Raw genomic sequence first — 3,949 nt, 5'->3', positions numbered from 1 at the left:
GAAAGACATGCTGAACTAATCAAACTTCGGCAATATATTCTCGATACCCTACCCACCCTCACCCCTGCTCTCAACTCCCTCTCATCCTCGCCCCTTACTTCAAGTCTTTGCAGTTCATTTCTGCCCCACATCCCCACTACAGGTAAAGCTCTCAAAGCCGCTGAAGACCAGCTAGATAGCATCATCTGCGCCTATGTCGGAGCCCACTGGTGGTATTGGGGAACTGAATTTAATTTGGTCTTAGGAGATCTAAATACTGGGTATAGTAGTATCCGTGGTTTGAACCAAGAGATGGGGAGAGGGGGAGATGGGGAGATGGGGAGATGGGGAGATGGGGAGATCGGGAGATGGGGAGATCGGGAGATGGGGAGATGGGGAGATCGGGAGATAGGGAGATGGGGAGATGGGGAGATAGGGAGATAGGACAGATTTTTATTAAGGGAAAAGACTGATCAACTCTCAAGGCACGCACTATGGCAAAATAGTAATCGTCGAGAAAAACCAACCATAACAATTAAGTAATCCCAGTGAGTCCTACTGCCCAAGCGCCCAAGACTACTCGCCGCCTAGTGTTTCCTTTCACCGCCATTGTCGGTCAGGAAGAAATGAAACTGGCATTGCTCCTAAATGTGATCGATCCCAAAATTGGGGGAGTAATGATCATGGGCGATCGCGGCACAGGCAAATCTACTACTATTCGTGCCTTAGCTGATTTATTACCAGAAATCGATGTAGTTGCTGAAGACCCCTTCAACAGTGACCCTAAGGATCCTGACTGGATGGGCAATGGTAACGGAACAGCTGCATCCAGGACTTCGGTCAAGAAGAAAGTTCCCATGATAGATTTACCCTTAGGGGCAACCGAAGACCGGGTTTGTGGCACCATCGATATAGAAAAAGCCTTATCTGAAGGTGTCAAAGCTTTTGAACCAGGACTCTTGGCTAAAGCTAATCGGGGCATCCTCTATGTAGATGAGGTTAATCTGCTCGATGACCACCTAGTGGATGTACTCCTAGACTCGGCTGCTAGTGGTTGGAATACTGTAGAACGGGAAGGTATATCCATTCGCCACCCTGCTCGCTTTGTTTTAGTAGGTTCTGGTAACCCGGAAGAAGGAGAATTACGACCCCAGTTACTAGACCGCTTTGGGATGCACGCGGAAATCCGTACGGTCAAAGAACCAGTGCTGCGAGTCAAAATTGTGGAAGAACGGGGAGAGTTTGATCAAAATCCCAACCAATATATTGAACAGCACCAATCTGAGCAAGAAGCGTTACAGAAACAGATAGTAATGGCTCAAGAGCGACTTGCTGAAGTAGAAATGGACTACGACTTTCGGGTGAATATTTCAGAAGTTTGCTCAGAACTGGATGTGGATGGACTCAGAGGTGATATTGTAACTAATCGTGCGGCTAAGGCTCTGGCTGCATTTGAAGGACGAACTGAAGTTACAGTGGATGATATCCGCCGGGTGATTACCTTATGTTTACGGCACCGCTTGCGTAAAGACCCCCTGGAGTCGATTGATTCAGGATATAAGGTGCTGAAATCTTTTAACCGTGTTTTTGGGGTTGAAGCAGGTGAAGAGGATTGATTTACTGTAGTGCAATACCTTTTTAAAATAATTAATTTTCTTTATTGCATAAATAGTTAACTCAAGGCGGATAAGTACGATAGAGCAAGTCTAATCAGCAATCCTAATTCCCATTAAATAGGATTGCTATTACTCATTGCTTTAATAAAGATTGACTATTCTGACAGATGGATGAAAAATCCATCTGCTGTCAATTTTGCTCTTTCTAATCGTAAGTATTCAGCGTTTAGCGTTTAGCTTTCAGCTAATCCTAATCAGGATAATCCGAAAAACGGAGAAATGTCCTCGAAAAACTTATCTACTGGCCACTTTCAGCCAAATTCCTAAGTTTTGCTTGATTCGAAAGCTGACTGGGTAAGTGCGTTCGTGTAACGTGCGCGTAGCTCGATTGACCGTAGGTCACGCGGGGCGCGTTCGCTAAATACTTACGTTTACTACTTACCTTTGCTTTTCTGCGTGACGTAACTATGAAACGAATAGCGACTAGCTTTAGCTGCTTCCTAGCGACACTACACTTCACCGGAACTATCAGTGCTCTTTCGGTGCAAGCACAAGTCACTAGACCAATGTCTAACCACACTGGCTCCAATGCTCTTACTCATCAAACGATTGCTCAATCACCAGCTGTTAATCCCCCCAACTTTGGAACAGCCCTGGACAATAACCAAGTAGTAGAAGCAGTACCTTTAATTGAACAAACTTGGGAAAAACAATATCAGAATCACCTAGACATCAATTTCCCTGAGCAATCCATCACTGTAAAAGAAATTGCTGATACTCTTGGCAAAATCACCAATCAAACTGGTCAAAAGCCTGGTCTTATCTACATGGTTCCGCGATCGCACCAACTAGAACTGGTATTAATTACACCAGAAGGTAAGCCCATTCACAAGCGTGTCTCCGCAGCCAATAAGCAAGCTCTGTTGAGTCTAGTGCAAGAGTTTATCCAAACTATTACTCATCCTATGCGTAGACACACTAAAGATTATCTACCAGTAGCTCAGCAACTCTATCAGTGGATGATTGAGCCAGTGGAACCATACCTTAAAGCTCAAGGCATCAACAATCTAATTTTTTGCCTAGGTGGAGGGTTACGCCACTTACCCTTTGCTGCTTTACATGATGGCCAAGAGTTTCTGGTTCAGAAGTATAGCTTAGCACTTATTCCTGCCTTCAAATTAACAGATACTGTCTATAGTGATCTGAAAAATTCCCAAGTTTTGGCTATGGGTGCCTCAGAATTTAATGAACACAATTCCTTACCTGCTGTACCGGTAGAGTTATCTGTTATCACCCAATATCCCTGGCAAGGAAAATCTTTCCTCAATAAGGACTTTACCCTAACTAATCTACAGTGGCAACTGGGATATCATAAGAATTTTCAAATCCTGCACCTGGCAACTCATTCAGACTTCCAGGCGGGAAAACCAAGCAAGTCTTATATTCAGTTTTGGGATAGTAAACTGACTTTAGATACATTCGCTCAATTACGTTGGCACTCACCAGCGGTAGAATTATTGGTGCTGAGTTCTTGTCAAACTGCCATCGGGGATAAAGAAGCTGAGTTAGGCTTTGCGGGATTAGCGGTTCGCGCCAATGTCAAGTCAGCAGTAGCTAGTTTGTGGTCTGTCAGCGATGGGGGAACCTTAGTGCTGATGAGTGAATTTTATCAGTCTCTTAAGACTGTACCAATTAAGGCTGAAGCGTTGCGACAAGCTCAGATCGGGATGTTGAAACAAAAGGTAAGTTTGGCTAATGTTACTGATCGACCAAATGTATCGTTACCTCCAGAACTAGCATCTCTGAACTATGAAAATTTATCCCATCCCTATTATTGGGCGGCTTTTACTGTAGTTGGTAATCCTTGGTGATAGACCCAGCAGTGGTGCGTTACGGGCAGCAACCTAACCCTGGCGCTTGAGCGAAACATGAAGGCTGCCCTAACGCACCCTACGTCTGACTGTTCCCTGTTCCCTGTTCCCTGTTCCCTATTACCTACTATTTATTAAGTGTTCAACGGAACATGATATAAGCTATTACAACCAATTCCCTACCATCAGATAAGCAGCCCAGTAATAAGGGTGTTCATAGTTTGGGTCTTGTAAAATTGATTTTTGGGCGCGATTGAGGGCTTCAGCTTTTGAGATTGATTTGTCAGTAAGTTCCTGGTAAAATCGATTCATTAACGCCGCTGTGGCTTCATCATTAACTGCCCAAATAGTAGCGAGGGTACTACGTGCTCCTGCTTCTATAGCTACACCAGCTATACCCAGAGCCGCTCTCTTGTCCCCAGTTGCTGTTTCGCATGCACTCAGCACGAGTAATTCGATCGGAGTGGGTTGGCGTAGGTCTGA

General features: G+C 44.7%; 3 protein-coding genes and 1 pseudogene. 3 read left to right on the top strand and 1 reads right to left on the bottom strand.

Translation table 11 applies throughout. The features are described 5' to 3' along the window. The 3 genes and pseudogenes from F6J99_RS42955 to F6J99_RS42945 all read left to right on the top strand — a co-directional run. Positions 1-423: pseudogene (locus F6J99_RS42955) on the top strand (hypothetical protein); the annotation flags it as partial. Between the two features lie 104 nt (positions 424-527). Continuing rightward, a complete protein-coding gene (bchI, locus tag F6J99_RS42950; RefSeq protein ID WP_070392355.1) occupies positions 528-1,595 on the top strand; it encodes a magnesium chelatase ATPase subunit I in 1,068 nt (355 codons plus the stop codon). A 467-nt stretch (positions 1,596-2,062) separates the two neighbouring features. Then, positions 2,063-3,466, top strand: coding sequence for a CHAT domain-containing protein (locus F6J99_RS42945; protein ID WP_293123032.1), 1,404 nt, complete (start codon positions 2,063-2,065; stop codon positions 3,464-3,466). Positions 3,467-3,631: 165 nt separating this feature from the next. On the opposite strand, the gene F6J99_RS42940 is transcribed toward F6J99_RS42945, so the two are convergent. Next, positions 3,632-3,949 (bottom strand): CHAT domain-containing protein (locus tag F6J99_RS42940; RefSeq protein WP_293123029.1); only part of this gene is annotated, 318 nt, incomplete at its 5' end.

It is taken from the genome of Moorena sp. SIO4G3 (genome assembly GCF_010692305.1).
Classification (GTDB): Bacteria; Cyanobacteriota; Cyanobacteriia; order Cyanobacteriales; family Coleofasciculaceae; genus Moorena; species Moorena producens_A.
Note: the sequence above shows the minus strand (reverse complement) of the source record. Positions and strands in the feature narration are given on the sequence as shown.